We start from the raw sequence: 24814 nt of genomic DNA on the forward strand, positions 1-24814 counted from the left end.
CAGGCGCGAACACCGCCGCACGCGCACATGAGAGGGCGTAGAACGGCCCCACGGCGCTTGACACGCCTGCGGGCTCGGGCCACCCTGGTTCTACGACAGAGACCGACTCAGCGCTCGGTTGACACGCAGGCATCGCCGCGGCACCGAGCGCTGAGTTCTGCCTCAGCGCATGAGCAGGGCTGATCGAGTGGCGGCCGTGCGCGCCAGCAGCATGCGTTCGTCGTCCACGGCGCGCGGGTCGCGCCCGGAGATCCCCCGCTGCCGCGCGGCTGCCAGTGCGGTGGCGTCCTCGATGAAGGTCTTCATCGTGTCCGTGCGGTCGCCCGTGAGGGTCTTCGCCCAGGCAAGCCCCGTTCGGCGCCCGCCGGGTGTCGCGAGCATCTCGACCTCCTGGGGCGTGAACCATCCAGCGGCGGCATAGTCCCCGAGCCGGTTGCGGGTCAGCCGGGCCTCTTCCCTCCTCAGCGCCAGCACACCGAGGATGAAGATCACGAAGAGCGGGATCTGCAGCGTGATGTACAGCTGGAAGAAGTCGCCGAAGACGGCCGAGCCGTTCCAGAGCGCGTGCAGGATAACGGCGCCGGTGAGTCCTCCCAGCCACGGGCCGAGGGCGCCACCGAAGGAGGCGCCCCTTCGGGCCGCGAGCCCCAGCGCCAGGCCGGTGACGCTGGTGAACATCGCATGAGCGAACGGCGAGAGGATGCCGCGGACGAAGAACGTCGTGGTGAGATCCGCGGCACCACCCTCGATGAAGGCGATCGCGAAGTACTGGATGTTCTCGGTGAAGGCGAAGCCGGCGCCGATCAGCGCGCCGTACACGACCCCGTCGACAGGACCGTCGAAGGCGCGGCGGGCCGTCACGAACAGCAACAGCAGGCCGAGACCCTTGCCGACCTCTTCGACGATCGGGGCCTGCACCACCGCGCGCAGCACCTCACGGGCCTCGGTGGGCGCACTGCCGACGGCCTGCGAGAGCACCAGGTCGACGAGCAGGGCGAAGGCGACCGCCGCGATCGCGCCCCACGCGATGGCGAAGACCACGAGACTCCGAGGCTCCGGCTCCCACCGGTCGACGAGCCGCACGGCGAAGAGCACGATGAGGAACGGCACGACGGCGACCACCAGGCCGATGAGCGACGCCGCAGGCCCGAGCGCACTCAGGAAGTACCCGACCAGCCCGACGAGCACGAGCACCAGAAGGCCGAAGAGCCATACGGAGGCGACGCGGCCACGTCGCGGCGGAACCGGCGGTGTCGGTATCCCGACCGGAGTCGGGGGTGCCGGCGGGATCAGAGCGCCCGCACCGCGGCGGGGCTGCGCGAGTGAAGAGGCGAACTCCCCAGGTGGCGGCGGCGGGCTGTACGTCACACCGCCAGCCTAGGACGCCGAGCCCGCATGAAGGGGCGCGGGCCGGGTAGCGTGGGGGGATGCGCTTCGCCCACGTCCGCCCCGGCGACGCGGCAGATCCCGTTCTGGCCGTCGTTCTCGAGACCGAGGCGATTCCCGTGCCGACGCTCTTCGACGGCGCTCCCGCCGACCTGCAGACCCTCATCGACGGCGGCGACGAGACGCTCGCTCGGGTGCGCACCGCCCTCGAACAGCACTCGGGCGACGGGCCGCGGCATCCGCTCGCCGACGTGCGTTTCGAGTCCGCCCTGAACGCTCCCCCGGTCATCCTCGCGATCGGGCTCAACTATGCCGCCCACTCCGGGGAGCTCGGGCTGAAGACGGACTCCACGCCCACGGTCTTCGTGCTGTGGCCGAACTCCCTCAGCGGCCACGAGCACACGACGTCGTGGCCGCGCTCGCTCAGCGAGTCGGTCGACTACGAGGCCGAGCTCGGTGTGATCATGGGGCGCCCGGCGAAGGATGTGTCCGAAGAGGATGCCCTCGAGCACGTGTGGGGATACACCGTCGTCAACGACATCACGGCGCGTGACATCCAGTTCAGCGAAGCGCAGTGGTCGCGCTGCAAATCGTTCGACGGCTTCACTCCGACGGGACCCTTCGTCGTCACCGCCGACGAGATCCCCGACCCGCAGGACCTGCACATCTGGACCGTCGTGGACGGGCACAGGGTGCAGGACGCCAGCACGGGCCAGATGGTGCGCTCGGTCGCCAAGCTGATCGCCCACCTGTCGAAGTCCGTGACACTCCTGCCGGGAACGCTGATCTCGACCGGAAGCCCCGGCGGCGCCGGCTACTCGCGCGACCCCCAGATCTTCCTTCGCGACCGCTCCACGGTCACGGTGGGCGTCGACGGAATCGGCGAGCTCACCACGCACTGCCGCATCCTCGACTGAGCGACCGGGCGGGAGCGGCCGAAATCGACGCCCGCCCGGGCGATCTCAGTTCGACGGGCAGTTCAGGGTGACGGTGACCCCATTGATGTCATGGGTGCCGGAGCCGTACTCGGCGCAGAGCCGTGCGAATTCGCCCGCCGCCGCGACCACGCCGCTGATCACGACGATGCCGACGATGATCCCGACGACCATGAGCACGGAGCTGACGATGATGGCCCACACGGCCGGAGTGTTCTTGTAGCCGGCCCTCTTGCTCTGCACCAGGGCGATGATGCCCAGGATCAAGGCCACGAGCTGGACGAAGAACGCGAGGATGAGCGCGACGATGCCCATCGTCTTGCCCGGAATGGTGCCCTGCGCCTGCCCGCCGTACGGGGCCGGCGGTGCCGCGCCATAGGACGGGGCGGGCGGTGTCGAGCCGTATGCGGGCGGGGGCGGCGTCGCGCCGTACGGCGGCGGGGAGTTCTGGGGGTCCTGGGGGTCGGTCACGGTGGTCTCCTCGTGTTGAGCTGTGTGCTCGAACGCTATCGCTCCGGTCCGACCCCCGGCAACGCAGAACCCGCGGGGATGCCTAGAGCGACTCTTTGGGAGCTCCGGGCGGCGGCACGATCGGGATCGCCGCGGTGACCGCCTCGAGCCCCGACAGCCGCGCCGGTGAGAGCTGCTTCATGCACTCCTCCCGGGTCATGAGGCCGCCCTCCACCACGAGGTCGGCGATGTTGTGGCCGGTGAGCAGGGCCGTCTTGGCGAGCGCCGCGGCGGCCGCGTAGCCGATGAACGGGGTGAGTGCGGTGATGACTCCCACCGACGAGCCGACCATCCCGCCGAGGCGTTCGCGGTTGGCCGTGATGCCCTCGACGCAGTTGACGCGCAGGGTCCACATGGCCTGCCGCATCCACGTGATCGACTGGAAGATCGAGTGCGCGATGACCGGCTCGAACGCGTTGAGCTGAAGCTGCCCGCCCTCGACCGCCATCGTGACGGTCATGTCGGCGCCCACGACGGCGAAGGCCACCTGGTTCACGACCTCGGGGATCACCGGGTTCACCTTGCCCGGCATGATGCTCGAGCCGGCCTGGCGCGCCGGCAGGTTGATCTCGCCGAACCCCGCCTGGGGACCGCTGGAGAGGAGGCGAAGATCATTGCAGATCTTCGACAGCTTGATGGCATTGCGCTTGAGCGACGAGGAGAACGACATGAACGCCCCGGTGTCGCTCGTGGACTCGACGAGGTCGACGGCGGTCTCTAGGTCGAGCCCGCTGATCTCGCGCAGGTGACGCAGAACGCCGGCCGCGTAGTCGGGATGAGCGGTGATGCCCGTGCCGATGGCCGTCGCACCCATGTTGATCTCGAACAGCAGGTAGGCGTTCTCCGTCAGGCGGTTGTAGTCCTCGCGAAGGGTCGTCGCGAAGCCGTGGAACTCCTGACCGAGCGTCATCGGCACCGCGTCCTGCAGCTGGGTGCGGCCCACCTTCAGCACGTCGTGGAATTCGACCGCCTTGGCCAGGAACGCCTTCCGCAGCAGGTCGAGCTCTTCGAGAAGGCTGCGAAGGGTGAGCGAGAGGCCCACCTTGATGGCCGTGGGATACACGTCGTTGGTCGACTGGCTGCGGTTCGTGTCATCGATCGGCGAGAGGTAGGCGTAGTCGCCCTTCTCGCGGCCCGCCATCTCGAGGGCGACGTTGGTGATGACCTCGTTCGCGTTCATGTTCGTCGACGTGCCGGCGCCGCCCTGGATGACGCCGACGACGAACTGGTCGTGGAACTCGCCGTCGATGACGCGCTGGCTCGCGCGGTCGATCAGGTCTGCGGTCGCCGGCTCGAGATCGCCGAGATCACGATTCGCGCGCGCGGCGGCCTGCTTCACCATCGCCAGCGCGACGACGAGGTCCGGATAGACGGAGATCGGGCGCTTGCTGATCGGGAAGTTGTCCAGCGCACGGGCGGTGTGGATGCCCCAGTAGGCGTCTGCGGGGATCTCCATCGATCCCAACGAGTCGGTTTCTATACGGGTGCGCGTCATTGCGTCCAGTGCCATGGTGTGTGGGTCCTTTTGGGTCACGAGAGGCGGGTGCTTCGAGCCTATCGCCGGACGACCGGCGATTCTGCCCGGGGTACCCGCCCCCTGTGTCCGAGCGCTACCGGTTCACCGAGCTCATATCGGCGTAGCGGTCGCCGACCGGAGACTCGAGGTCGCCCAGCGCCTGGAGCTGGTCCGCGCTCAGTTCGAGCGCGTCGGCCGCGACGTTCTCCTCGAGATACGGGATCCTCTTCGTCCCCGGAATGGGCGCGATGTCATCCCCCTGCGCGAGCAGCCAGGCAAGTGCCACCTGCCCCGGCTTGGCTCCGAGCTCGGCGGCCACGGCATCCACTTTCTCGACGATCGCGATGTTGCGCTCGAGGTTGCCGTCCGCGAACCGCGGGTTGGAGCGCCGGAAGTCGGTCGCATCGAGCTCGTCGAGCGACCGGATCGACCCGGTGAGGAACCCGCGACCCAGCGGCGAGTACGGCACGAATCCGATCCCCAGCTCGCGCACGGTGGGGAGGATCTCCGCCTCCGGGTCGCGCGTCCAGAGCGAGTACTCGGTCTGCAGCGCCGTCACCGGGTGCACGGCATGCGCGCGGCGGATCGTCTCGGGCCGCGCCTCCGAGAGGCCGTAGTGCAGGATCTTGCCTTCCTGGATCAGCTCCGCGAGGGCACCGACGGTGTCCTCGATCGGGGTGCCGGGATCCATGCGGTGCTGGTAGTACAGGTCGATGCGATCGGTGCCGAGGCGCTTCAGAGAGCCGTCCACCGAGAGCCGGAGGTTCTCGGGGCTGCCGTCGATGCCGTAAGAGTCATCGGTGCGGTGGCGCAGGGTGCCGAACTTGGTGGCGATCACGACGTCGTCCCGTCGCCCCGCGATCGCCTTGGCGAGGAGCTCCTCGTTCAGGTACGGCCCGTACATCTCGGCCGTGTCCAGGAACGTGACTCCGAGCTCGAGAGCGCGGTGGATCGTGCGGATCGAGCCGGCGTCATCCTGCGCGGCTCCGGTGTAGAACGCGCTCATTCCCATCAGGCCGAGGCCGATGCGGCCGACGGACGGCCCCTGTGCGCCGAGGGTGATCTTCTTCATTCGAGTGTCGCTTTCTGATAGAGGTCGATCTTGTAGTCGATGGCCGCGAGGCTCTGGGTGATCTCTTCGAGCTGGGCCAGCACCGAGATGCGGTGGCGGAGCAGCAGCTCGAGGCGGTCGCCGGTCGTCCCGTCCCCCGCGCGCGCCAGCTCGACGTACTCGCGCACCGTGGCGATCGGCATCCCGGTCGAGCGCAGTTTGGTGAGGAATCTCACCCATCCCACATCGGCCTCGCTGTAGCGTCGATGGCTCGAGGACGCCCGGTCTACGGGAACGAGCAGAAGGCCCGCACGCTCGTAGTACCGCAGCGTGTGCGTGGTCAGGCCGGTGAGCTCCGCCACGTCGGAGATGCTGAGGCGGGCGTCGGTGACGGTCATAGCCCCAGGCTAGAACTTAGAGCGCGCTCTAAGTCAATCGTTCCGAGGCGGCTTTCTCGAGAACTCCTCCAGGCGCTGCTCGGGGCTGAGCCGTGCCATCCGCTCGACCCATTCCGCCGAGAAGTAGTCGCCGGTAGGCGCCTGAGTCACGGGCACGACGGAATGGGTGATCGTGTCGTCGTAGACGTGCACCAGGTGGAACGACTGTCCGGCGTCCATGCCGTTCACCGCGTCGCCCGGTCGTGCCAGGTTCATCGTGTAGCAGGTTGCCGCCGCGACGCTGACGGGAACCCCGGCGAACGTCCCGCTCGTGGAATAGTGCAGGTGCCCCGCGAGGATGCCGCGCACGTCCGTGCCCTCGATCGCCTCCGCCAGCCGGCCCTGATCGCGCAGCTCGAGGATGTCGAACAGCGGGACGTGCGAGGGCAGCGGCGGATGGTGAAGGGCCAGCAGGGTGCCCAGGGGCGCCGCCGTGCTCAGAACATCGCGCAGCCAGCGGAGCTGCGCCGCGTCGAGGTCGCCGTGGTGCCAGCCGGGAACGCTCGTGTCGAGGGCGATCAGTCGGAGCCCGCCGAGGTCCCAGACGCCGGTCACCGGCTCCTCCGTCGGTGCCAGGCCGAGCATCGCCTCGCGGAGCGCGGGGCGTTCGTCATGGTTGCCGGCGACCCAGATGAGCGGGGCATCGAGCCGCTCGGCGACGGGGTCGACGGCGGCCCGCAGCCTGCGGTAGGCGTCCGGCTCGCCGAGGTCGGTCAGGTCACCGGTGAAGACGAGGGCGTCGGGGCGGATGCCGAGCGCCTCGACGGCGCGAAGCGTCTCGGCGAGGTTCGCCTCGGTGTCGTACCGGCCGCCCAGCGGTGCGTTGCCCGCGAGAAGGTGGGTGTCACTCAGGTGCACGATCGTGCGCCGCGCGGGCGGGTGCTGTCCGAAGGAGACGGATGCGGCCGGGGTGGGGACCATACGCCCCAGCCTAGGGGCGGCCGCCGACGCGCCCGCCGACGCGCAAGCAGCTCAGTGGTTGAAGAGGATGAGCAGCAGCCCACCGAGCACGGCGAGCCCCGCCATCCCGAAGCAGAAGTACGCCCCTATCAGCGACACCCGCTTCTGCACGTCGGTGAGCGGGTTCTTGCGGGCCGCCTTCGCGGCAGCCTTCGCCGCGCGCTCGGCATCCTTCCGAGTGATCACGGTGATGGCGTCGGTGAACTCGGCGGGCGTCACCACGGGGGCCCTGCCCGCACGAACGAGCAGCCGGAGGCCCGACGAGTAGAAGCCCACGACGAGGACCGCCCCGATCATGGCGGCGACGAATACCTGCACGAAGGCGATCCAGTCGATGCTGAAGGTCACAGCGATCCCCCTCCGTTCTTGTCCGCTCCCCTGCGCGCGTCGGCCTTCGCCTTCTCCTTGGCGGCCTGCTTCGCGGTGGCGGCGACACGGGCTCGCTCTTCGGTGGCGCGGCGCTCCGCGGCTTTGCTCTCCGCCTTCACCCGTGCCGCCTCCTCCGCCTCGCGGCGCTGCTCCTCACGCTGGATGGCCCTTTGGCGTCGCGTGGGAGGCGGGTTGCGCTTCACCTTCACGGCCCGACCCGAGTCCGCGACCTCGCTCATGGCATTGGACGCGGTGACGGCATTGCGGCGCGAGCGCAGGAAGATGCTCAGGATGACGAGAACGGCGAGCACGGCATCCACGAGGATGCCCCACATGCCGAACCAGACCACGACGAGGGCCGCGGCCGCGCCGACCGCGCCCGCGGCGGGAAGGGTCAGGAGCCAGCCGACCATGATGCGGAACACCATGCGCCAGCGCACCGTCGAGCCACGGCGGCCGAGGCCGGATCCGATGACGGAGCCCGAAGCCACCTGGGTCGTCGAGAGCGCGAAGCCCAGGGCACTGGAGGCCAGGATCGTGGCCGCGGTCGAGGACTCGGCGGAGAATCCCTGCGCGGGCTTGACGTCCGTGAGCCCCTTGCCGAGCGTGCGGATGATGCGCCAGCCGCCCATGTAGGTGCCGAGGGCGATCGTGATGGCGCAGGCGAAGACGACCCAGGTCTGCGGGTCCGGATCGCTGGCGCTCTGAAAGCCGGCGGTGATGAGGAGCAGCGTGATGACGCCCATCGTCTTCTGGGCGTCGTTGGTGCCGTGCGCCAGCGCGACCAGCGACGAGGTGAAGATCTGTCCGATGCGGAACCCATCGCGCCCGTCGGGCTTGGAGTCGTAGCGCCGCGTGACGACATACGCGATCTTCGTGGCCGTGTAGGCGATGATGCCCGCGGTGAGCGGGGCGATGACCGCCGGGAGGATGACCTTCGACATCACGACGCTGAAGTCGATCGCCGCGGCCCCGACGCCGACGAGCGTCGCGCCGATCAGGCCGCCGAAGAGTGCGTGGGACGAGCTCGAGGGCAGACCGAGCAGCCACGTCAGCATGTTCCAGGTGATGGCGCCGATGAGCCCGGCGAAGATGATGGCCGGGAAGATCGCCGAATCGATCTGATCCTCTCGGATCATGCCGCCGGAGATCGTCTTGGCCACCTCGGTGGACAGGAACGCGCCGACCAGATTCAGCACAGCGGCGAGGAGGACCGCGACCTTCGGCTTGAGGGCCCCGGTCGCGATGGGCGTCGCCATCGCGTTCGCGGTGTCGTGGAAGCCGTTCGTGAAGTCGAAGAAGAGTGCCAGCGCGATGACCAGCACGATGATCAGGGCTGCGGCTTCCACCGTTCGCTTTCCTTTGGTTCAGGAATGAAGAGGTGCCGACGGGATCGGCGTGACGAACGAACAGTTCACCGTGAATTAAGCATCCGGCAACCGGGCCGTAAGAATCCTCGCACCCTGCCCCTCTTCGGTCAACTCGGGCGGGTCCCGTGTCGAGACGCTCGACTAGCGTGGACGCGTGACCGTTCACCCACCAGCATCCACCGCCCCCGTCGCCGCCCGCACGTCCACGATCCGCACCCACCACGGCGATGCCTTCGATGACCCGTACGAGTGGCTGCGCGCCAAGGAGGACGACGAGGTTCTCGCTCACCTGCGGGCAGAGAACGCGCACACCGAGGGGGCCACGGCGCACCTGGAGGGTCTGCGGACCCGCATCTTCGACGAGATCAAGGGTCGCACCCTGGAGACCGATCTGTCGGTGCCGTCGCGCCGCGGCGACTGGTGGTACTACGGCCGCACCGTCGAGGGTCAGCAGTACGGCATCCAGTGCCGCGCCCCGCTCGCCTCCCCCGACGACTGGACTCCTCCGCAGCTCGAGCCGGGTGTCGATGTGCCGGGCGAGCAGGTGCTGCTCGATGCGAACGTCGAGGCGGAGGGCCACGAGTTCTTCTCGCTCGGCAGCTTCGACGTCTCGAAGGACGGCACCCGGATGCTCTTCGGGGTGGATGTCGCCGGCGACGAGCGCTACACGGTGCGCGTGCGCGACCTCGTCTCCGGTCAGCCGCTGCCCGACGAGATCCCCGGCACCTTCTCGGGCGCCGAGTTCACGCCGGATGGCAGCGGCATCCTGTACACCACCGTCGATGACGCGTGGCGGCCCGACACCCTGTGGCTGCACGCGGTCGGCACCGACGTCGCGTCCGATGTCACGCTCTTCCACGAGCCGGACGAGAAGTACTGGCTGGGCGCGGGCATCACCCGCAGCGACAAGTACCTCGTGATCTCGGTGGGCTCGAGCATCACGTCGGAGGCCCGCATCCTCGACACCGCCGACCTGACGGCCGAGCCGAAGCTGGTGTGGCCGCGCACCGAGGGCGTCGAGTACTCGGTCGATCACGCCGTCGTGGACGGCGAGGACGTGCTCCTCATCGTGCACAACGACGAGGCGCTGGATTTCGAGCTGGTACGGGTCTCGGCGGAGGACCCGCAGGGTGAGCGCCGGGTGCTGCTCCCCCACACTCCCGGGCAGCGTCTGCTCGATGTCGACTGCTTCCGCGACTTCGCCGTCGTGGAGTACCGCCGGGGTGGGCTCGCACGCGTGGGGCTTCTGGACTACGGCTCGGGCAAGGTGGACGAGCTGCCCTTCGACGAGCCGCTGTACACGGCGGGGACCGGGGGCAACCCGGAGTGGGCTCCCCCGCTGATCCGCCTCGGCTACGACTCGTTCGTCACGCCGGGCACCGTCTATGACTACGAGCTGTCGACGCGCGAGCTGCTGCTGCGCAAACGGCAGCCCGTGCTGGGGGGCTACGACCCCGGGGACTACGACCAGGCGCGGGTGTGGGCGACGGCGTCGGACGGCACGCGGCTGCCGATCTCCCTCGTCTGGAAGCGATCGTTCGGCGACGCCGGCCGGTCTCCGAGGCCGCTGCACATGTATGGGTACGGCTCCTACGAGCACTCCATCGAACCGCGCTTCTCGATCGCCCGCCTCTCCGAACTCGACCGGGGCGTCGTCTTCGCCGTCGCGCATGTCCGGGGCGGCGGGGAGATGGGCCGGCAGTGGTACGAGGACGGCAAGCTGTTGCAGAAGCGCAACACCTTCACCGACTTCGTCGACTGCGCACGGCATCTCATCGACAGCGGCTACACCTCACCCGACCGGCTCGTCGCCGAGGGCGGGAGCGCAGGCGGCCTGCTGATGGGTGCGGTGGCCAACATCGCGCCGGAGCTGTTCGCCGGCATCCTCGCCGCCGTGCCGTTCGTCGATGCGCTCACGACGATCCTCGACCCGTCGCTGCCGTTGACCGTCATCGAGTGGGACGAGTGGGGCGACCCGCTGCACGAGAAGACCGTCTACGAGTACATGAAGTCGTACTCGCCCTACGAGAACGTGCGGGCGGATGTCGCATATCCGCGCATCCTCGCCGTCACCTCGCTCAACGACACCCGTGTGCTCTACGTCGAGCCCGCCAAGTGGGTCGCGCGGCTGCGCGAGGTGGGTGCCGACGCGCTGCTGAAGTGCGAGATGGTGGCAGGGCACGGCGGCGTCAGCGGACGGTACAACTCCTGGAAGGAGCGGGCGTTCGAGCTCGCCTGGCTGCTCGACGTGCTCGGCCTCGCCCACGACTGAGCCTCGGCGACGGAGAAATCGCCAGGGCAGGACGTTTCCGCGCGGAACCTCCTGCTTCGGAGATTCGTCCTGTCCGGGCGAGGGCGTCGGCGAGTCCTCCTCAGGATGCGCCGTCGCCGCGCCCTCCCCGAGTCCGGGCCTGGGGCGCTTTCGATCCTGCCGGCGCGCGAGCATGGGGTATGCGCGCTGCGGAGCTCGACAGCTGGATGCTGTCACACCACGGCATCGCCCACTCGTCGGTGCTGAGATCACAGGGGTTCACCGAGCACGACGTGCGCCGTGCCATCTCGGCGGGCGTCCTCAGGCGCGTGCGACGGTCGTGGCTCGTCGCACCATCCTGCGATCACCGGCGTGTCTCGGCGGCCTCGGCCGGCGGAAGGGCGACGTGCGTCACGGCGGCTGCGCTGCGGGGACTGTGGACGCCGGCTCACGAGCACACCCACGTCGCCGTTGCGTCGACGACCGCCCGGGTCGACCGCACCGGCCTGCGGGTGCACTGGTCGAGCGGACCTGTCGCCCTGCCGGCGTCGACCGCGGAGGAACACCCGATCAACATGCTGTTCCATGTCGCGAAGTGCCTCCCCCCGGCTGAGGCGCTGGCGGTGTGGGAGTCCGCCTTGCGGCGCAAGGTGGTCGAACCCGAGGTCCTTCGACGGGTGAAATGGCGAAGCCCGAGAGCCCGCGAGCTGGCCTCCGTGGCATCGGTCCTGTCCGACTCCGGAGTGGAATCGCACTTCCTCGACCTGATGCGGTCGGTGGGCGTGCAGGTTCGACAGCAGGTGTGGATCGACGGCCACCCGGTCGACGGACTCATCGGTCGCGCCCTGGCCATCCAACTCGACGGGTTCGCGCACCACAGCACCGCGCAGGACCGCCGCCGGGATCTCCGCGCCGACGCCAGGCTGACCCTTCTCGGCTACACGGTCATCCGGTTCGACTATCAGCAGGTGCTCTTCGATCACTCGCACGTCATCGACACCGTGCTCACCGCCATCGCGCAGGGGCTCGACAGGTGATGTCGCCTGAGCAGGAAGAACCGCCGTCGATCGTCCTGCGTCGGCGATCACTCCTGCACCGGGGCGACCGCGGAACCCTCAGCCGAAGAGCGCCGCCGCCTCTTCGTAGCGGTAGAGCGGCACCTTGTTCAGCTCGCCGAGCGCCTCGGCGAAGGGCACGCGGACGATGTCGGTGCCCTTCAAGGCCACCATGCGGCCCCAGTCGCCGTCGACGACCGCATCAGCCGCGTGCAGGCCCAGGCGCGTGGCCAGCACCCGATCGAAGCCGGAGGGCGATCCACCTCGCTGGATGTGGCCGAGCACGGTCGCCCGCGTCTCGATGCCCGTGATCCGCTCGATCTCGGGGGCCAGGATCTCGCTGATCCCGCCGAGACGCGGCCGGTTGAAGGAGTCGAGGCCCTTGTCGCTGTAAGCCTCGTCCATGTCCTTGAGAGTGAAACCCTCCGAGACCACGACGAGGGGCGCCCGGCCGCGGTCGTGGGCCTTCGTCACAAGATGGCAGATCTCCTCGATCGTCATCGGGACCTCGGGGATGAGGATGGCGTGGGCACCGGCGGCGATGCCGGCGTGCAGGGCGATCCAGCCGACGTGGCGTCCCATGACCTCGGCCACCATGCACCGCTGGTGGGAGTCCCCGGTGGTGCGCAGGCGATCCATCGCCTCGGAGGCGATGTTCACGGCCGTGTCGAATCCGAACGAGTAGTCGGTCGCCCGCAGGTCGTTGTCGATCGTCTTCGGAACCCCGAGCACGTTGATGCCGTCCTTCGACAGGCGGTCGGCCGCCGCGAGGGTTCCCTCGCCGCCGATCGCGATGATGCCGTCGAGCCGGTGGCCGTACATCGTCTTGGCGATGTTGTCGGCACCGCCGCGGGGACCGTCGTACGGGTTCGTGCGGCTTGTTCCGAGGATCGTGCCGCCCACCTTCGAGAGCCCCTTGACCTCGTGGCGTGTCAGCGGGAAGAAGTCGCCGTCGACGACACCGCGCCAGCCGTCGCGGATGCCGACGAACTCGAGGTCGTACGTGGTGGTGCCCTTGAGCACCACGCCGCGGATGACCGCGTTGAGCCCGGGGCAGTCGCCGCCGCTCGTCAGGATGCCGATCTTCATGCTGTGGTCCTCGCTGTCGGGAATCGCAAACCGGCGACACTGCCACAGACGACACTAGCGCCGGTGGCGATCACCCTGCCACACGGCCGGGACAGGCGCCTCAGGCGGCGCCGAGCGCCTGCCTCAGCAGGTGCATCAGGGCGCTGAGCTGCACGGATTCGCTCGATGCCGCATCCACTGCCTGCCCGTCGAGCGCCCGCAGCGCGAGCCCCTGCTTCTGGTCGATGAGCTCGGCGATCTTCGTGTCGATCGTGTGCGCGGCGATGATCCTCCATGCCGTGACGGGTTCGTCCTGCCCGATGCGGTGCACCCGGTCGATCGCCTGCGTCTGCTCGGCTGCGGTCCAGCTGAGCTCGGCCAGCACCACGTTGGACGCCGCCTGCATGTTCAGGCCGACACCGGCCGCGGTGAGCGAGCAGACGGCGATGCCGACGCCCGGATCGTTGTTGAAGGCGTCGATGGCGGCCTGGCGGGACTGCGTGGTCTGATCGCCTCGTACCGAGATCGTGCGCAGCCCGGCCGACGCGAAGTGGTTCTCCGCGGCATCCATCACGTCGATGTGCTTCGCGAAGAACACGACCTTGCCGACCGAGCGCTGCAGCTGCACCGCGTAATCAGCGGCGAGCAGCGCCTTGGCCTGACCGATCTTGCGCACCATCGTGAAGACGTTGTCGCCACCGGCGCCCGCAGCCTTCGACTCCTCCAGCTCGTTGTGAGCCACGAGGCGGATGATGTCCTCGTCCACGTCGTCGTATACACGACCGCGTTCGCCGCGCGCTTCGATGATTCGTCGGTACTTCGCCGCCATCCGCGAGCCGAGCTCGCGTTCGGCCTGACGGATGCTGCGCCCGAACTCGTCGTCGAGCTGCACCGGAAGGTCGGCGATGAGCTTGTCGGGCAGGTCGGCCGCGACGTCCTTCTTCTTGCGACGGACGATCCCCATCGAGATCACGGCATCGCGCGCCTCGGGATAGAACGACTTGTCCGCCGGGGTCAGCCCCGTCTGGTCCAGCTTCTCCATGAGCTCAGGACCGGGCTTGTCGCCCGTCGTCCAGCCGAGGAAGCGCCAGATCGCGTCGAAGTCCTCGACATCGTTGATGAGGGGGGTACCCGTGAGCGCCAGCATCAGCGGGTCCGGCGTGGTCTCGCGGATACGCGTCGCGAGCGCGAGCACATTCTGCGACCGCTGGCTCGTGAGGTTCTTGATGAAGTGCGCCTCGTCGACCACCATGCCCTTGAGCCCGAGCGAGCCGAGCCACGACAGATGCCGGTCGAGGATCTCGTAGTTGACGATGAACACGTCGGCGAAGGCGTCGATGTCGTCGCCGTCGCCCTGGATCACGGTTGCACGGCGCTGCGGCGTCCACCGCTCGACCTCGCGCGCCCAGTTCATCTTGACGACGTTCGGCACGACGGCCAGCAGCGGGTACGCGCCGGCGACGGATGCGGCGATGACCGACTCGGCGGTCTTGCCGAGTCCCGGCTCGTCGGCCAGCAGGAAGCTGCGGTGGCCGAGACGCACCGCCTCGAGGAAGCGCGACTGGTGCGGCATGACCTCGAGGCCCTTCGGCGAGAGCCGGTCGTACTCGGGAACCTCGGGCAGCTCCATCGATGCGGCCGAGCCGCCCGCGCCGATCTCGAACGCCTTGTACAGGGGTCCCATCAGCTCCCACCCGTCCAGGCGGCGGCGAGGCGCCTCCTTGCGAGCGGGCTTGGAGAGATCAGGGGCGAGGAAGGGGTTGGCGAGCTGGCGCGCCTCGATCGCCAGAGGGGTCACCTGCCGCTCGGCCAGCGCCGCCGGTACGACACTCGTGCTCTTGGGCGCCTCGTCCGTGATGATCAGCTCGTCGGGGGCCAGCTCGGCACCCGACTCGAGCAGCCAGTCCCTGCGCATCCGCCTGGCCACCGGGCTCGTCGCCTGGTCGACCTCGAGCAGCTGGATCAGCGAGGTGTCGCGCGCGGCTGTCTTGGCGAGGATCGTCGCGACGCCGTCCAGGCGCTTCAGCAGCTCCGAGCGCACGGCGTCGGTGAACCCGGCGTCGGCCTTCACGCGCGCGCGCTCCTCGCGCACCAGGAACGCGATCACCTGGAACTTCACCCGGTTGGTGGGTCCCAGCTTGCCTCGCTGCGCCTTCGCCTCGACCTCTCGCACCTTGCGGGCGAGGATCGGGATGATGGGTGCGTCGTCGTCGCGTCGCGCGGATGACGACGTCTTCCTGCGACGCTGGGGTGCGGATGTCGCCGTAGTCGGCATGCTCCTCCTGAGCGTGAATGCCGGGTGAACCGGCGGGTTCCAGCCGAGACTGGGGTAAGTCAGCGGGTCCCCGCGGGCGGCTCGGATGCCGGGACGGACGCGGGTGGTGGTGGTTCTCGCATCCCTGCCGCCGGCTCCCGCTTCAGCGGGGCGACGTCACGGGCGAGTGCACCGATGTCATTCTACGCCTTTTGGGCGACTCAGCCCCACAGGGTCGCGACGATGTCCTCGGTGTAGCCTTCGGGCGCGAAGTTGATCCAGTGCGTGGAGACCCATCCGTTGCCGCGGAGGTAGTGCGTCTCGCCGGTCTTGGCCACGACGTCGTCCTCCCCCAGGTGCTCGGTCTCGATGCGGCAGAGGGTGCCCTGTTCGTAGTCCGCGCACTCCATGCCGGTGTCTCGCATCGACTGCTCGAGCGACTGCGTCTGCGCTGCATCGACGATCGTGACGTTCGTCGCGAGCCCGAAATCGGAGGGCAGTCCCCACGAGCACCGGATGGTCGGGGCCGTCTCGAGGATCTCGAGCCCGGCGGTCATCTCCGTGGAGAGGAGGGTCACCCCGGGGTCGTTCAGGGGCATGTCCGCGATGGTGGCGAGCAGCTCCTCGGAGTAGATGTCCTCGCACGCGGCCGGCAGATCGATGCTCGAGCCCGGGTCCTCGGTCGCCACCGGGGTCGGCGACTCCGACGGCGCCGCGCTTCCGGTCGCCGTGGGACGCGGCGTGCTCGAGGGGCTCTCCGACGGGGTCGTCGCCGGAGGAGTCTGCGGCGCGCAGGCCGCCAGCACGGCGATCAGCGCGACGGATGCGGTCAGCCATGCCGCGCGCCGTGCGGGGGCGGTGCGGGGGCCGGTGGCAACGGGGAGCATGGATCCTCCGAGATCTGGGGAGACGCTTTTTCAGAGGCTAGCGACCCGACGGCCCGCAGCCGCGGCGACGGAGCGAACAGTGACGGGATCGATACGTCGGGCGTGTCCCCGTCAGCGCGAGGCGTCCGCCTGCCACGCGTTCAGCGAGCCGGGGTCGTCCGTGACGATGCCGTCGACCCCGAGGGCGGTGGCCTCCAGCCACTGGGCACCATCGTTGAGGGTGTAGACGACGACGCGCATTCCGTGCGCGTGCAGCTCGTCGACGATCTCCGGTCGGGCGATGACCGCCATGTCCTTCGCCACGATGCCGCGGACGCCCATCGTGCGCGCGGCGGCCACGACGTCATCGGGAAGCGCCCGGAAGATCGCCAGCCGGTAGATGACGGATGACGCGGTCGAGATGTGGGCGAGCGTGCGCGTGTCGAAGCTCGCCACCGCGACGTTCCGCTCCATTCCGCGCGCCACCACCGCGCTCGCGAACCGCGCGGCGGCATCGGCATCCCACACCCCCTTCAGCTCGATCAGGGCCTTCGATTCCGACGCGGCGAGCACGTCGAGGAACTCTTCCAGCGTCGGTACGCGGGTTCCGGCGAATGCCGGGTCGAACCAGGAGCCGGCATCGAGTGCTCGCACCTCGGCCAGGGTGAGCTCGGCGATGCGGCCCCGCCCATCCGTGGTGCGGTTGACGGTGCGGTCGTGCATGAGAACGGGGTGCCGGTCCTCGGTGAGCGCGACGTCGACCTCGACATACGGGAACCCTCCCGCGATCGCGCTCTCCACGGCCGGCAGGGTGTTCTCCGGAGCGGATGCCGAGTCTCCGCGGTGGCTGGCGACGAAGGCCGCCTCTCCGGGACTGCGGGCGTGCCCCATCAGCTCGCTCGTGCTCACGCGGGCGGGTGTGGCGCCGAGCATCGCGATCGCCAGGCTGGCCACAGCGAGCACGCACACGGTCATGAGCGCCTGCATCCGATCCCGGGCAGGGTCGGATGACGGGTCGTCGGGCATCGGGCATGTCCTCCGGTGATCCACGCGTCGGCGTCGACGCGTGTGCTCACACTACATGCTTGCGTTACCCATTCGTTACCGCGGGCGCGACCGGCGCTAGACGAGGCTCTTGGTGTGCCAGACGGTCTTGATTTCGGTGAACGCGGTGATGCGCTGCAGGCTCGGCGCCGCCGCATCCGCTCCCCCTTCGGGAGGGAGCACCCGCTTCAGCGTCTCCGCCGCCGCGATCTGCAGCTCCACCCAGTCCAGGGCCCCCGCGCCGACGAGATCGAGCGCACCGACGTCGGCATGCGAGGCGAGCCACGGCGCGATCTCCGCGGGCGATCCCGTCAGGACGTTGACCACTCCGCCCGGCACGTCGGAGGTGGCGAGCACCTCGGCCAGGCTGATCGCGGAGAGCGGGAACCGCTCGCTCGCGAGGACCACCACGGTGTTGCCGGCGACCAGCGCGGGGGCGATGGACGATACGAGACCCAGCAGCGCGGAGTCCTGAGGCGCGATCACGGCCACGACGCCGGTCGGCTCCGGCACGGAGATGTTGAAGTACGGACCGGAGACGGGGTTGGCATTGCCCGAGACCTGCGCGAACTTGTCGCACCAGCCGGCGTACCAGACCCACCGGTCGATCGCCTCGTCGACCTGAGCGCCGGCGGCCGCCTCGGAGACGCCCTGCTGCCCGCTGATCTCCTCGATGAACTGGGCCCTGCGGCCCTCGAGCAGTTCCGCGATGCGGTACAGCACCTGGCCGCGGTTGTACGCCGTCGCGCTCGCCCAGCCCTTGAGTGCACCACGCGCCGCGACGACGGCATCCCGAGCGTCCTTCCGCGAGCCCATCGCGGCGTTGGCCAGGAACTCGCCCTTGGCCGAGACCACCTCGTAGGTGCGGCCCGATTCGCTGCGGGGGAACTTGCCGCCGATGTAGAGCTTGTACGTCTTGGGAACGGTCAGTCGCGCGCTCATGCTCGCGCCCCTTTCAGGTAGGCGAGAAGGCCGTGCCGGCCGCCTTCGCGGCCGTAGCCGGATTCCTTATAGCCGCCGAACGGGGAGGCGGGGTCGAAGCGGTTGAACGTGTTCGCCCAGACCACACCGGCCCGCAGGCGATCGGCCACGGCGAGGATGCGGCTGCCCTTGTCGGACCAGATGCCCGCCGAGAGTCCGTAGGGAGTGTTGTTCGCCTTCTCGATGGCCTCCCCCGGCGTGCGGAAGGTGAGAACCGAGAGGACCGGCCCGAACACCTCCTCGCGCGCGATCCGGTGGCTGGCCTGCACGTTGGTGAAGATCGTCGGCGCGAACCAGAAGCCGTTGGCGGGGATCACGCAGTCGGCGCTCCAGCGCTCGGCACCCTCGTCCTCGCCGACCTGGCTCAGTTCGCGGATGCGGTCGAGCTGGGCACGCGAGTTGATCGCCCCGATGTCGGTGTTCTTGTCGAGCGGGTCGCCGAGGCGCAGGGTCGACAGCCGCTCCTTGAGTCGATCGACGACCTCGTCGTGCACCGACTCCTGCACCAGCAGGCGGCTGCCGGCGCAGCACACGTGACCCTGGTTGAAGAAGATGCCGTTGACGATGCCCTCGATGGCCTGGTCGATCGGCGCGTCGTCGAACACGATGTTGGCGGCCTTGCCGCCGAGCTCGAGGGTAACCTTCTTGTTCGTCCCCGCGACGGCCTTGGCGATCTCCCGTCCGACGCCGGTCGATCCGGTGAACGCCACCTTGTCGACATCCGGATGCCGCACGACGGCCGCGCCGGTCGCGCCGGCGCCCGTGACGATGTTGACGACACCGGCGGGGAGGTCGGCCTGCTGCAGGATCTCAGCGAAGATCAGCGCCGAGAGTGGCGTCGTCTCTGCGGGCTTCAGGACCACCGTGTTGCCGGCCGCGAGAGCGGGGGCCAGCTTCCACGCGAGCATGAGCAGCGGGAAGTTCCAGGGGATGACCTGGCCCGCCACGCCGAGGGCGCGGGGGTTGGCGCCCAGCCCCGCGTAGTCGAGCTTGTCGGCCCAGCCGGCGTAGTAGAAGAACCACGAGGCCACGAGGGGAACGTCGACGTCGCGGCTCTCCTTGATGGGCTTGCCGTTGTCGAGGCTCTCTGCCACCGCGAGCTCGCGGGCGCGCTCCTGCACGAGGCGGGCGATCCGGAACAGGTACTTGCCGCGGTCCCGGCCCGACATCTTCGACCAGACCTTGTCGTGCGCGCGGCGTGCGGCCGCGACGGCGGCATCGACATCCGCTTCCGACGCCGCTGAGATGGTGGCGATGTGGGTCTCGTCCGCCGGAGAGATCGTCGCGAACGACGCTCCCCGGCCCTCGACGAACTCACCGCCGATGAACAGCCCGTACTCCTCCCGGAGGTTCAGGATTGCGCGCGACTCGGGCGCGGGGGCGTACTCGAGAAAGCTCATTGAATCTTCGCCTCAGTCGATCGTCACGTAGTCGGGACCGGAGTAGGCACCGGTGGTCAGCTTCTGGCGCTGCAGCAGCACGTCGTTCAGCAGGCTCGACGCACCGAAGCGGAAGAGGTGCGGCTGCAGCCACTCCTCGCCGACCGTCTCTGCGACGGTGACGAGGTACTTGATGGCGTCCTTCGACGCGCGGATGCCGCCGGCGGGCTTCACACCGACCTTCTCCCCCGTCGCACGGTGCCAGTCGCGCACGACCTCGAGCATCAGGAGCGTGACCGGCAGGGTCGCGGCCGGCTGCACCTTTCCGGTGGAGGTCTTGATGAAGTCGCCACCCGCCAGGATCGACAGCCACGACGCGCGCTTGACGTTGTCGTAGGTGTTCAGTTCGCCGGTCTCGAGGATGACCTTGAGGGATGCGTACGAACCGTCAGCGCGGCGGCAGGCCTGTTTGACGCGCGCGATCTGGTCGAAGACGACGCCGTACCGTCCGGCGAGGAAGGCACCGCGGTCGATCACCATGTCGATCTCGTCGGCCCCGTTCGCCACGGCCTCCGCCGTGTCGGCGAGCTTCACCTCGAGCGACGCGCGGCCGCTGGGGAAGGCGGTCGCGACCGCCGCCACGCTGACCAGCCCCTTGTCGGGGTCACCATGGGCGGCGCCGAGGGCCTCGACGGCGTGGGGCACCATGTCGCCGTAGACGCACACCGCCGCGACACGGGGGCACGACTGGTCCGAGGCATCCGGGTTGAGTGCCTTCGCGACCAGGGATCGCACCTTCCCGGGGGTGTCGGCACCCTCGAGGGTCGTCAGGTCGATGAGCTGGATGATGCGGTCAAGGGCCCAGGCCTTGGAGGTCGTCTTGATGGATCGCGTGCCGAGGCCGGCCGCCCGCTGCTCGAGACCCACGGCGTCGACCCCGGGGAGCCCCTGCAGGTAGCGCCGCAGCGTGACGTCGTCCGGCTCGCCTCCGAGCAGCTCGACGGCGCGCTCGGGCAGGGTCATCAGATCTGTGCGGCTCATACGTCCCTCCGTGTCTGCGGCTCGGATGTCGCGAATCCTGGCGGGCTCAGTCGACCGTCCAGCCTAACCCGCCCGCGGACGCCGGTCTACGGCGCGCGGTCGGCGGATCCGTCGCGCCCGTCGCCGAGCAGGGCCGTGACGAGGGCGTCGACCGTGACGCCGCGACGGGACGCCTCGGCGCGGAGTCGGGCTGCGGCGTCCGACGAGATCCCGTTCGACTCGGCGGCGGGCGCAGCTGGTCGCTCCGCCGACCCTGGTTCGCGGAAGAGCAGCGACAGCACCGGCACCACCACTGCCCCCAGTGCGGCCAGGATCCCGAGGATTCCGAGCGCCCGCGGAAAGACGTCGTCGTCTATGTCGGCGGGGAACCAGATCAGGTAGAGGACCATCGCCACGACGACACCGAACAGCCCGAGCGTGATCCAGAGCCCGGCCCGCACCGCCGGCCGGCGGCGGTTCGACAGCAGCAGCAGGAGCGAGCCGAGGGCGAGCGCGGCGGTGATCGTGACACCAGACCACAGCACCCGCCACAGCCCATCGGGAGGCGGCTGGCCGAAGTCCCACCAGATCAAGACGATCGTCAGCGCAGCCGTGGCGACCGACACGGCCGCTCCGATCGTGCCGAAGACCTGCAGCCGACGCCCCGCGAGCGCCGCGCAGCACAGCACGGCGACGCTGTAGGCGCCGACGACCGCCGTCGTTCCCAGCACACGCCCCGCCGTCGGCCCGAAGTCGCCGCCGAGCAGCACGGCGATGCCGCCGACCGCGGCGAGCGCGAACGAGACGACGATGACGCCGACGATGACCCTGCGCACGAGCGAAACTCGCTGCCCGACGGGACCTGTGCCCTCGGCATCCGATGTCATCTCAGCGCCTCGCGCACGCGCCTCACATCGTCGCCGATCTGGTCGATGAGCGCATCGATGCCCCGAAACGCGACCATTCCGCGCACGCGCTGCACGAACTGGATCTCCACACGCCGACCGTACAGGTCCAGGTCGGTCTCATCGAGCACGTACGCCTCGACCTGCCGAGCGTGGACGTCGTCGAAGGTGGGATTGAGTCCGACCGAGATGGCGGCGGGGTAGCGGATGCCGGAGCGGAGCCCGTCGGCGGAGCCCTGGTCGATGAGCCACCCGGCGTAGACGCCGTCGGCCGGCACGAAGCCCTCCAGCTCGGCGCTCAGGTTCGCCGTCGGGTAGCCGAGCTCGCGGCCCCGCTTCAGTCCGTGCACGACCTCGCCCCACACGGAGGCCGGTCGCCCGAGCAGCCGCTGGGCTGTGGCGACATCGCCCTCATCCAGCAGCTCGCGGATCCAGGTCGAAGAGACCCGCCGCCCCTCATCGATGGCCCGCACGTCCTGCACGACATCCACCGTGAAGCCCCACTCGCCGCCGAGTTCGCCGAGCAGGTCGACGTTGCCCGCTCCCCCTCGGCCGAACCGGAAGTCCTGACCGACGAGCACCGTCTTGACCCCGAGGGCCCCGACCAGCACGTGCTCGACGAACTCCCGCGCCGGCAGGGCGGCGAGTTCCTCGTCGAAGTGCAGCATCAGGGTGGCGTCCACGCCGGCCTCTGCGAGCAGCTGCAGCTTCTGGTGCACGCCGATCAGCTGGGGCGGGCAGATCTCGGGGCGCAGCACGCTCAGCGGGTTGCGGTCGAAGGTCACCGCGACCACTCGCGCGCCCGTCGCCGCGGCATCCACCTTCGCCTTCTCGATCAGCGCACGGTGACCGGCGTGCACGCCGTCGAACTTGCCGATCGCCACGACGGATGGGCCGAATCCCTCGGGGACCTCCGCCGGCTCCCGGAAGACGATCACGGTGCCACCGGCTTGTGGGTGGCGAGCCACCAGATGCCGAGGAAGGGGAGCACGAGCGGCACGAACAGGTACCCGGACCCGAATCCCGACCAGACGGTGGGGTGCGCGAAGAGTTCGGGCAGCACGACCGAGAGGGTGCCGACGACGAGCACACCGGCCAGCTCGAAGACGATCGCGATCCAGGCGACGCGGTACCAGGCGCGGCTTCCCGCGAAGATGAGGGCGAGGGTGGCGACGATGTAGACCGCGGCCGAGACCGCCGACAGCGTATAGGCGAGCGGTGCCTCGTCGAAGCGCTCGGCGATCTGCACGAAGGAGCGGCCGGTCGCTCCGAGCGCCATGACGGCGTAGACCACGACGAGGACGCGTCCGATCCCGCTCATGCGCCGGCGGGCCGGTGCGGCGGCTTCGGTGGGCGAGGAGGCTGTGCTCATAACGCACTCAATCCTAGGCGCGGGCGGTAGGGCCGATCCTCGGCGGGCGGCGACGCCGATCCCCTGCGGGCGGCGCCGCCGATCCTCTGCGGGCGGCGCCTGCCGATCCTCTGCGGGCGGCGCCTGGGCCTAGGCGACCTGGATCGTCCAGATGACCTGCATGCGCCAGACCATGACGGCGACGGCGAGCGCGACGACGCCCATGATCACCGTGCTCCACCGGCTGCGCTCCACGAGCGCCCACGCGACACCGGCCGGAGGCAGCAGCGCCGCCGAGACGAGGTAGACCCAGAACTCGAGCAGGCTGCCCGTCGGGACGTTGCCGGTGAGCGGCGCCACGATCGCGACCACGACCTGGACGAGCAGCAGCAGCTCCAGCAGGGCGAGTGCGCCGACGGTGAGGTCGCTCGGCCGGCGCCCCGCCACCCCGAGCACGATGCACAGCACACCGGCGAGCGTGGCCACCGCTACCTGGATGTAGGTGAACCACAGGATCACGGGGCCTCCCCCTGCGTCGTCGGCATGTTCATCCCGCTCTTCAGGTCGGCACCTCGGCGTTCGAGGATCCCCACCAGCGCGCCGGCCGGGTCGACCGCGGCCGCCGCGTCGCCCGTCATGCGGGCGCCCGCACCGCTCAGGCGCTTCCCGTGGCGAAGGTCGCGCGCCTCCTCAGCGGTGACATCCACGCGACCGAGCACGGCCGACGCGACATGGGCCGGCGCCAGCAGAGGCCGGTCGGCGAGGTCGTCGATGGAGGCCGCACGGGCGACGTCGAAAGGGCCGACGTGCGTTCGCCGCAGGGCGATGAGGTGGCCGCCGATGCCGAGGGCCGCCCCCAGATCGCGGGCGAGAGCCCTGATGTACGTCCCGCTCGAGCAGTCGATGACCACGTCGAGCTCGATGCCCTCCTCGCCTCTCGTCGAGCCGAGCACCTCGAACCGCGAGACGGTCACGTTCCTGGCCTTGAGCTCGACGTCTACGCCCTCCCGTGCGAGGTCGTACGCGCGCCGGCCGCCGACCTTGATGGCCGAGACCGTGCTCGGGATCTGGGAGATCGGCCCGGTCAGCGCGGCGACGCCGGAGGCGATGGCCTCAGGGGTGACGGCGGCCAGCGTCGCGGCATCCGCTCTCGCTGTCTCGACGCCGTCGGCGTCGTCGCTGTCGGTCGACACGCCCAGCCGGATGGTGGCCTCGTAGGTCTTGTCGAGCCCCACGAGGAAGGTGAGCAGGCGGGTGGCACCCTCCACCCCGAGCACGAGCAGCCCCGTCGCCATCGGGTCGAGCGTGCCGGCGTGCCCGATCTTGCGGGTCCCGAGCCCCTTCCTGGCACGTGCGACGACGTCGTGGCTGGTCATCCCGCCGGGCTTGTCCACGAGCGCGATGCCCGATGACGCCATCAGCGGAAGTCCCGATAGACGCGGGCCGGATGCGACGGGTCGGTGTTGTCGATGACCGCGGGTGCCGCGAGCCTCGGATCCGCCTCGAGGACATACAGCCGCTGCCCCTCGACGTAACGGGCATTGGAGGGGGCCTGCGGGTCCGGGTCGGAGCCGTCGCGTTCGGCCATGCGCGCGTACGTCACCTCGAGCGGCACCTCGAGCCACACGGACCAGTCCCAGAGCCCGCGCAGCTCCGGGCGGTGCAGGAAGATGCCGTCGACGACGAGCACGGCGTCCTCGGGGGCGGTGACCCACCGCGATCCCACCTGGGCGTCACGGGCGACGTCGAACGCGCTGAGCTGGAACCCGGTGGTGCCTCGCGTCTGCAGTCCGTCCCGGAACGGCTCGACCAGCACGCGCCGGAACAGGGAGTAGTCGAACGAATCGCGGTAGAAGCCCTCCGGAGAGTCCCGCCCTCGCACGTAGCGCTCGGCACGCGGACGGTGGAATCCGTCGATCGACGCGCGGAACACCGCGGACCCGTCCTCGGCGAACACCTCCGCGAGGGCGTCCGCGAACGTCGTCTTCCCCGCTCCGTCCACGCCGTCGACGGCGACGAGCACGCGGCCGCCCCGGTAGTGCAGGCGCACCTCGTCGCGCAGTTCGCGCAACAGGGTCGTGGCCGGCGTGATGGGGAGTCGCACTC

At 69.6% G+C, this 24814-nt stretch carries 24 protein-coding genes; 3 read left to right on the forward strand and 21 right to left on the reverse strand.

Going from position 1 to position 24814, the window contains the following annotated elements; translation table 11 throughout:
- Window positions 1–162: 162 nt before the first annotated feature.
- Window positions 163–1368, reverse strand: a complete 1206-nt coding sequence (locus tag ACPW96_RS05650; RefSeq protein ID WP_425882307.1) for a PrsW family intramembrane metalloprotease — start codon at window positions 1366–1368, stop codon at window positions 163–165.
- A gap of 59 nt (window positions 1369–1427) precedes the next feature.
- On the opposite strand from ACPW96_RS05650, the gene ACPW96_RS05655 reads away from it, so the two are divergent.
- Window positions 1428–2303 (forward strand): fumarylacetoacetate hydrolase family protein, encoded by an 876-nt coding sequence (locus tag ACPW96_RS05655; RefSeq protein ID WP_425882308.1) that lies wholly within the window; start codon window positions 1428–1430, stop codon window positions 2301–2303.
- Between the two features lie 45 nt (window positions 2304–2348).
- On the opposite strand, the gene ACPW96_RS05660 is transcribed toward ACPW96_RS05655, so the two are convergent.
- The 7 genes from ACPW96_RS05660 to ACPW96_RS05690 all read right to left on the reverse strand — a co-directional run bounded on the left by ACPW96_RS05660 (window position 2349) and on the right by ACPW96_RS05690 (window position 8513).
- The gene (locus ACPW96_RS05660; protein WP_425817503.1) at window positions 2349–2792 is read right to left on the reverse strand and encodes a DUF4190 domain-containing protein; all 444 of its coding nucleotides are present in this window, start codon (window positions 2790–2792) and stop codon (window positions 2349–2351) included.
- An 82-nt stretch (window positions 2793–2874) separates the two neighbouring features.
- Window positions 2875–4341 (reverse strand): aspartate ammonia-lyase, encoded by a 1467-nt coding sequence (locus tag ACPW96_RS05665; RefSeq protein ID WP_425817501.1) that lies wholly within the window; start codon window positions 4339–4341, stop codon window positions 2875–2877.
- A gap of 100 nt (window positions 4342–4441) precedes the next feature.
- Window positions 4442–5419 carry an aldo/keto reductase gene (locus ACPW96_RS05670; protein ID WP_425817499.1) on the reverse strand — a complete coding sequence of 326 codons (978 nt, stop codon included), beginning with the start codon at window positions 5417–5419 and terminating at the stop codon, window positions 4442–4444.
- Window positions 5416–5796: a MerR family transcriptional regulator gene (locus ACPW96_RS05675; protein WP_425817497.1), complete on the reverse strand. Its 381-nt coding sequence runs from the start codon at window positions 5794–5796 to the stop codon at window positions 5416–5418. Before ACPW96_RS05675 ends, ACPW96_RS05670 begins: the two co-directional genes overlap by 4 nt.
- 33 nt (window positions 5797–5829) lie before the next feature.
- Window positions 5830–6756, reverse strand: coding sequence for a phosphodiesterase (locus ACPW96_RS05680; protein WP_425882309.1), 927 nt, complete (start codon window positions 6754–6756; stop codon window positions 5830–5832).
- Between the two features lie 51 nt (window positions 6757–6807).
- On the reverse strand, window positions 6808–7143 hold the full coding sequence (locus ACPW96_RS05685; protein WP_425817493.1) for a peptidase: 336 nt from the start codon (window positions 7141–7143) through the stop codon (window positions 6808–6810).
- Window positions 7140–8513: an anion permease gene (locus tag ACPW96_RS05690; RefSeq protein WP_425817491.1), complete on the reverse strand. Its 1374-nt coding sequence runs from the start codon at window positions 8511–8513 to the stop codon at window positions 7140–7142. Before ACPW96_RS05690 ends, ACPW96_RS05685 begins: the two co-directional genes overlap by 4 nt.
- A gap of 175 nt (window positions 8514–8688) precedes the next feature.
- Between ACPW96_RS05690 and ACPW96_RS05695 the strand changes: the two genes are divergently transcribed.
- Together ACPW96_RS05695 and ACPW96_RS05700 are read left to right on the forward strand one after the other, a co-directional pair.
- Window positions 8689–10806, forward strand: coding sequence for a S9 family peptidase (locus ACPW96_RS05695; protein WP_425882310.1), 2118 nt, complete (start codon window positions 8689–8691; stop codon window positions 10804–10806).
- A gap of 179 nt (window positions 10807–10985) precedes the next feature.
- Window positions 10986–11822: a DUF559 domain-containing protein gene (locus ACPW96_RS05700; RefSeq protein WP_425882311.1), complete on the forward strand. Its 837-nt coding sequence runs from the start codon at window positions 10986–10988 to the stop codon at window positions 11820–11822.
- Between the two features lie 78 nt (window positions 11823–11900).
- On the opposite strand, the gene ACPW96_RS05705 is transcribed toward ACPW96_RS05700, so the two are convergent.
- From ACPW96_RS05705 to ACPW96_RS05765, 13 genes are all read right to left on the reverse strand, one after another.
- On the reverse strand, window positions 11901–12929 hold the full coding sequence (locus ACPW96_RS05705; protein WP_425817485.1) for an ATP-dependent 6-phosphofructokinase: 1029 nt from the start codon (window positions 12927–12929) through the stop codon (window positions 11901–11903).
- A 100-nt stretch (window positions 12930–13029) separates the two neighbouring features.
- Window positions 13030–15183, reverse strand: a complete 2154-nt coding sequence (locus tag ACPW96_RS05710; RefSeq protein ID WP_425882312.1) for a DEAD/DEAH box helicase — start codon at window positions 15181–15183, stop codon at window positions 13030–13032.
- Window positions 15184–15383: 200 nt separating this feature from the next.
- On the reverse strand, window positions 15384–16049 hold the full coding sequence (locus ACPW96_RS05715) for a hypothetical protein (protein ID WP_425817481.1): 666 nt from the start codon (window positions 16047–16049) through the stop codon (window positions 15384–15386).
- Between the two features lie 111 nt (window positions 16050–16160).
- Entirely contained in the window at window positions 16161–17054 is an 894-nt protein-coding gene (locus ACPW96_RS05720) for a glycerophosphodiester phosphodiesterase (protein ID WP_425882313.1), read from the reverse strand.
- 96 nt (window positions 17055–17150) lie between these two features.
- A complete protein-coding gene (locus ACPW96_RS05725) occupies window positions 17151–18014 on the reverse strand; it encodes an aldehyde dehydrogenase family protein (RefSeq protein ID WP_425817477.1) in 864 nt (287 codons plus the stop codon).
- Window positions 18011–19453, reverse strand: coding sequence for an aldehyde dehydrogenase family protein (locus tag ACPW96_RS05730; RefSeq protein WP_425817475.1), 1443 nt, complete (start codon window positions 19451–19453; stop codon window positions 18011–18013). Before ACPW96_RS05730 ends, ACPW96_RS05725 begins: the two co-directional genes overlap by 4 nt.
- A 12-nt stretch (window positions 19454–19465) precedes the next feature.
- Window positions 19466–20455, reverse strand: coding sequence for a deoxyribose-phosphate aldolase (gene deoC / locus ACPW96_RS05735; protein WP_425882592.1), 990 nt, complete (start codon window positions 20453–20455; stop codon window positions 19466–19468).
- Between the two features lie 104 nt (window positions 20456–20559).
- A complete protein-coding gene (locus tag ACPW96_RS05740; RefSeq protein ID WP_425817471.1) occupies window positions 20560–21339 on the reverse strand; it encodes a hypothetical protein in 780 nt (259 codons plus the stop codon).
- Entirely contained in the window at window positions 21336–22295 is a 960-nt protein-coding gene (locus ACPW96_RS05745; protein WP_425817469.1) for a bifunctional riboflavin kinase/FAD synthetase, read from the reverse strand. The genes ACPW96_RS05740 and ACPW96_RS05745 overlap by 4 nt, the downstream gene beginning before the upstream one ends.
- A complete protein-coding gene (locus tag ACPW96_RS05750; RefSeq protein ID WP_425817467.1) occupies window positions 22292–22729 on the reverse strand; it encodes a hypothetical protein in 438 nt (145 codons plus the stop codon). The genes ACPW96_RS05745 and ACPW96_RS05750 overlap by 4 nt, the downstream gene beginning before the upstream one ends.
- A 129-nt stretch (window positions 22730–22858) precedes the next feature.
- Window positions 22859–23227, reverse strand: coding sequence for a hypothetical protein (locus tag ACPW96_RS05755; RefSeq protein WP_425817465.1), 369 nt, complete (start codon window positions 23225–23227; stop codon window positions 22859–22861).
- The gene (truB, locus tag ACPW96_RS05760) at window positions 23224–24126 is read right to left on the reverse strand and encodes a tRNA pseudouridine(55) synthase TruB (RefSeq protein WP_425882314.1); all 903 of its coding nucleotides are present in this window, start codon (window positions 24124–24126) and stop codon (window positions 23224–23226) included. The genes ACPW96_RS05755 and truB overlap by 4 nt, the downstream gene beginning before the upstream one ends.
- Entirely contained in the window at window positions 24126–24812 is a 687-nt protein-coding gene (locus ACPW96_RS05765; protein ID WP_425882315.1) for a uridine kinase, read from the reverse strand. The genes truB and ACPW96_RS05765 overlap by 1 nt, the downstream gene beginning before the upstream one ends.
- Between the last annotated feature and the right edge of the window lie 2 nt (window positions 24813–24814).

Source organism: Micromonospora sp. DT81.3, assembly GCF_049847225.1.
Lineage (GTDB): Bacteria > Actinomycetota > Actinomycetes > Actinomycetales > Microbacteriaceae > Microbacterium.